Origin of the sequence: Actinoplanes sp. NPDC026623 (assembly GCF_040638275.1) — a bacterium.
Classification (GTDB): domain Bacteria; phylum Actinomycetota; class Actinomycetes; order Mycobacteriales; family Micromonosporaceae; genus Actinoplanes.
On sequence record NZ_JBEZXZ010000349.1, the window covers coordinates 1 to 4844 of the forward strand.

Below are 4844 nucleotides of genomic sequence, written 5' to 3' on the forward strand. Positions count from 1 at the left end.
ACCCGCCCGCGGAGGCGGCGCGCCGGGCGGCGGACGCGCGGCAGGCGGAGGCCGAGCGGCAGCTACGGGCGGCGCAGGAGGCCGAGGCCGCACGGCAGGCGGCCGAGGAGGCCCGCCAGGCCGAGGCAACCCGGCTGGCGCAGGCCGCCCGCGAGGCCGAGGCGGCCCGCCTGGCCGGCGGCGATTCTTCGGACGGCGGCATCAACCCGGTCTCGGGGGTGCCGATGGCGACCCGCCCCGGCCCGAACCCGGCCGCGTTCGCCGTGCCGATCGGCCGCCTGATGACCTCCGGCCCGACGGCGCCACCCAGGTACGCGGATGCGGACCTCGGCGCGACCTGGTTCACTGCCAAGCCCGGAACCGGCACCGAACCGGGCACGCCCACCGCCGCGGAGCCCGGCATCGAACCGGCCGGCCAGGACGAGGAAGGCAACGACGAGTCCGGCGGCGTGGTCCTCGACCTGGACATCACCGGGCTGGTCGGCGGCCCCGCCGGCGCACCCGCGGACCCGGAGCCGGAGCCGGCTTCCGGCCCGCGGACCCCGCCGGCCGCCGAGGAACCGGACGAGGCTCGGCTCGTACCAGATCCGGCGCCCGCCGAGGTCAGGCCCGCCGCGACCGACGGCACCGGGCCGCTGGGTCCGGAGGATCTGGCCGCGATCCGCTGGCGCCTCGACGGCGCCACGCTGCGCGAGGTCGTGGACGACCGGGACGCCCTGCGCGTACTCGGGGAGCGGCTCGACGGCCCGCTCTCCGAGGAGCGGGACAACGTCGCCAAGGCGGGGCTGCTGAGCGTACGGGCGGAGGTCTACCGCCTGCTGGAGGAGCTGGGCATGGCCGCCGCCGCCAGCCGCCTGGCGCTGGCACACGCCGAGTCCTCGGGGGACGTGCAGGCCATGGTCATCGCCCAGGCCGAGCTGGCACACGTGCTGCGGCTGCGCGGCGACCACATGGAGGCCGACCGGCTGTTCGAGCGGGCCGCCAGCGCCGAGGCGCCGGAGCTGCTGCGCAGCGTCGTGCACGAGAACGCCGGGCGCAGCTGTTTCGACCAGGGCCGGCACATGGAGGCGCTCGATCACTTCGCGCGCGCCGTGCGGCTGGGTCTGCCCGGCGATCAGGAGCTGGCGCAGCGCATCGACGTCGCGCTCGAGGCCGTCTACATCCACGTGCTGCGGGACGGGTGGGGGCCCTACCCGCGCTCGCGGCGCGAGATTCTCGGCCTGGTCAAGGACGCGGAGCAGGAGCAGAGCTAGCCATCAGGCCGAGGTCGGGCCCCGGCCCGGCCACGGCCACCCGGCCGCGACCCGACGTCTTCGCCTCGTAGAGCGCCGCGTCCGAGGCGGCCACCAGGCCGTCGACGTCACCGGCGTCACCGGGCAGCACCGCGACGCCGATGCTCAGGCTCGGCGGGCCGCCGGGCAGGTCGGTGCGGGCGGCGACGGCCGCGCACAGCCCCTCGGCCACGCCGGGCGCGGTGCGCCGGCCCGCGCGCAGCAGCACGACGAACTCGTCGCCGCCGAGGCGCGCCGCGACGCCGTCCTTGCCGACCGCGGTGCCCATGGCGGTGGCGACGGCCCGCAGGACCCGGTCGCCCTCCGCGTGCCCGAAGGTGTCGTTGATCGCCTTGAAGTGGTCGAGGTCGACGGTGAGCAGCGCCAGTTCGCCGCCGGTGCTCCGGGCCCAGGCGCCCGCGTCGGCGAGGGCCTCGTCGAAGTACCGCCGGTTCGCCAGGCCGGTGAGGTGGTCGGCGTGTGCCTGCCGCTCGAGGACGTCGCGCAGCTTGTCCGCCCGGCGGCGCAGGGTGTGCACGACGGCGGCGGCCATGGACATGGCCAGCACCATGGCGGTCCAGTCGGCGAGGCCGACCCGGAGTCCCAGGATCGGGAAGACCGTGAGCCCGGCCCCGGCGAACGCCATCGTCAGGTTGAGGGACAGGACGCGGGTGCTGAGGAAGTTGGCCGCGTACAGGACGGGCCAGAGGTAGAAGAGCAGCGCGCCGCTGGAGGCGTCGTGGCTGGCGATGTTCAGGACCGAGATCGTCGCGGTGGCGATGAGCGGCGCGGCGAACCAGAACGGGCGCGGGATCCGCCCGGGCCGCCACCAGCAGACGAGGCCGGTGAGGCCCATGAAGACACTCGAGAGCAGGCCGACGGCGCTGACCTGGGACGTCAGGATGGATACCGCCGTCAGGTACGGGGATCCCGCCAGCGTCAGGTACACGATCGAGCGCGACGCCCCATGCAGGTCGCGAAGCTCGTACGCGAAGTGGTCCCTCGTCTGCGGCACAGCTGTCGATCGACGCCTCGCTAGCCCAGTTGAGCCTTTCGGGGCCTCAGCCCGGTGGGATCCCGGTCTGCACGGACACGATGGCGGCGAGGAGGAGCAGCGCGGCGGGTGGCGGTCGGCGGTCGAGTCCGATCATTCGGTGCGCAGCGCGACGACCGGGTCGAGTCGCCCGGCCCGTTGCGCGGGCACAACGCCGAAGACGATGCCGACCAGCGCCGACACGCCGAACGCCAGGGCCAGCGACCACCAGCTGACGGCCGCCGGCACCGGCGACAGCCGGTCGACGAGCAGCGCTGCGGCGATGCCGAGCGCCATGCCGATGACGCCGCCGGTCGTGGTGAGCAGGACGGCCTCGAGCAGGAACTGCAGGCCGATGTCGCGGGGCCGGGCGCCGACCGCCTTGCGCAGCCCGATCTCCCTGGTGCGTTCGCGGACCGAGACCAGCATGATGTTGGAGACGCCGACGCCGCCGACGAGCAGGCTGATCCCGGCGATGGCGGCGAGCACCCCGGTGAGCACGCCCAGGATGTCGCCGAGCACGCCGAGGATCTGTTCCTGGGTGACGGCGCTGAAGTCGCTGTCGGGGTGGCGCTTGCTGAGGGTGGCGACGACGTCGCGGCCGAGGACGTCGATGCGTTCGCGGTCCGGGGCGCGGATGGCGAGCGCGTCGATGCGGTCGGTACCGAGCAGGCGCTGCGCGGCGGTGACGGGGATGTGCACCTCGCCGTCGCGGTCGATGCCGAGGCTCTGGCCCAGCCTCTCGAACGTCCCGATCACCCGGAACCGGACCCCGCCGATGGTGATCTGGCGGCCGATCGGGTCGCGGTCGCCGAAGAGCCGGGCGGCGACGCCGGCGCCGAGCACGGCGACGCGGCGTGCCGTGTTGACGTCGGAGCGGGTCAGGTAGCTGCCGCGGTCCAGGTGCCGGACGAACACGGTCGGCGTGGTCTCGAGGACGCCCTGGATGCTGGCGAACGTGGTCCGGCTGCCGGCCCGTACGGTCTCGCCGGAGGCGACGGTGACGGCGACCCGGCCGGGGTCGCCGACCACCCGGCCGACGGCCTCGACGTCGTCGAGCGAGAGGGTCGACACCGACGGCGCCGAGCCGGCCTCGAGCCGGCCGGGCACGACGATGAGCAGGTTGGAGCCGAGCCCCTCGACCTGCTGCTCGATCTGCTGCTTGGTGCCGGTGCCGATGGCCACCAGGGCGACGACCGCGGCGACGCCGATGACGACGCCGAGCATGGTGAGCACGCTGCGCAGCCGGTTGGCGCGCAGCGCGTCGAGGGCGACCCGCCAGGCCTCTGCCAGCCTCACCCGGCGCCGTCCCCGGGTGCGGGGTCGACGATCAGGCCGTCGCGCATCACGATCTGCCGGCCGGCCCGGTCCGCGACCTCGCGGTCGTGGGTGACCAGCACGATCGCCACACCCTCGGCGTTCAGGGACTCGAGCAGGGCGAGCACCGACTGCCCGGTGGAGGAGTCGAGGTTGCCCGTCGGCTCGTCGGCGAGCAGCACGGACGGGGCGGTGACCAGGGCGCGGGCGATGGCGACGCGCTGCTGCTCGCCGCCGGACATCTGGTTGGGCCGGTGGTCCAGGCGGTGGGCCAGGCCGACCCGATCGAGCATCTCGGCGGCGCGGGCCCGGCGCTCGCGGCGGCCCATGCCGCGGTAGACCAGCGGCAGGGCGACGTTGTCGCGGGCGGTGGTGCGGGCGAGCAGGTGGAACGACTGGAAGACGAAGCCGATGGTCTCGTTGCGCAGCCGGGCCATCTCCGGCGGCGAGAGCGTTGCCACGTCGCGGCCGCCGATCAGCAGCGTGCCGCCGGTGGGCCGGTCGAGCCCGCCGAGCAGGTGCATGAGGGTGGACTTGCCGGAGCCGGAGGTGCCGACGATCGACAGGTAGTCGCCCTCGGGGACGGTCAGCGAGACCCCGCGGAGGGCGGCAACGGAGACCCCGTCGAGCTGGTACGTCCGGGTGACGTCGACGGCGACTATCGCGGGCGCGGGGCTCACGGCAAGGTCTGCCCGGCGCTGACCTGGTCCGCGCCGCCGACGACGACCTGCTGGCCGGCGGTGATGCCGGAGACCACCTGCACGACGTCCTCGCCCTGCACGCCGAGGGTGACCGGGACCCGCTCGGCGTGCCCGCCGCGGACCGCCCACACCGTGTCGTGGCCGTCTGCGGAGACGATCGACGACGCCGGCACGGTCACCGCGCCGGTGGCCTGGCGCACCTGAAGGCGCACGATGGCGCTCATCCCGGGTCGCGGGGTCGGCGCGGTCCGGCCGTCGGCGTAGCGGCCCCGGCCGAGGACGAGGCGGACCCGGTAGGACACCCCGCCGCGGGCGGAGGTGGTGGGCAGCAGGTCGACGGCCCGCACGGTCGCCTGGTAGGTGGCTCCCGTGGCGGCGTCCAGCTCCGCGGTGGCCCGGCCGCCGGGCTCGACGAGCAGCACGTCGGCATAGGTGACCGTAGCCATGGTGAATCGACTTCCTTTCCACCGGCAGGAACGTGCCGGACGATCCGAGTGGGAGGAACACGCGTGGCAAGCCACA

General features: G+C 74.8%; 3 protein-coding genes and 2 pseudogenes. 1 reads left to right on the top strand and 4 read right to left on the bottom strand.

Annotated features, from left to right (window positions below):
* Positions 1-1253, top strand: a pseudogene (locus AB0F10_RS44195) (hypothetical protein); the annotation flags it as partial.
* Here AB0F10_RS44195 and AB0F10_RS44200 read toward each other — a convergent pair.
* The 4 genes and pseudogenes from AB0F10_RS44200 to AB0F10_RS44215 all read right to left on the bottom strand — a co-directional run.
* On the bottom strand, positions 1225-2286 hold the full coding sequence (locus AB0F10_RS44200; protein ID WP_360640316.1) for a GGDEF domain-containing protein: 1062 nt from the start codon (positions 2284-2286) through the stop codon (positions 1225-1227). The pseudogene AB0F10_RS44195 and the gene AB0F10_RS44200 overlap by 29 nt on opposite strands.
* 132 nt (positions 2287-2418) lie before the next feature.
* A complete protein-coding gene (locus AB0F10_RS44205; RefSeq protein WP_360640319.1) occupies positions 2419-3603 on the bottom strand; it encodes an ABC transporter permease in 1185 nt (394 codons plus the stop codon).
* Entirely contained in the window at positions 3600-4301 is a 702-nt protein-coding gene (locus AB0F10_RS44210) for an ABC transporter ATP-binding protein (RefSeq protein WP_360640322.1), read from the bottom strand. The genes AB0F10_RS44205 and AB0F10_RS44210 overlap by 4 nt, the downstream gene beginning before the upstream one ends.
* Positions 4298-4747, bottom strand: a pseudogene (locus AB0F10_RS44215) (efflux transporter periplasmic adaptor subunit); the annotation flags it as partial. The gene AB0F10_RS44210 and the pseudogene AB0F10_RS44215, both read right to left, overlap by 4 nt.
* Between the last annotated feature and the right edge of the window lie 97 nt (positions 4748-4844).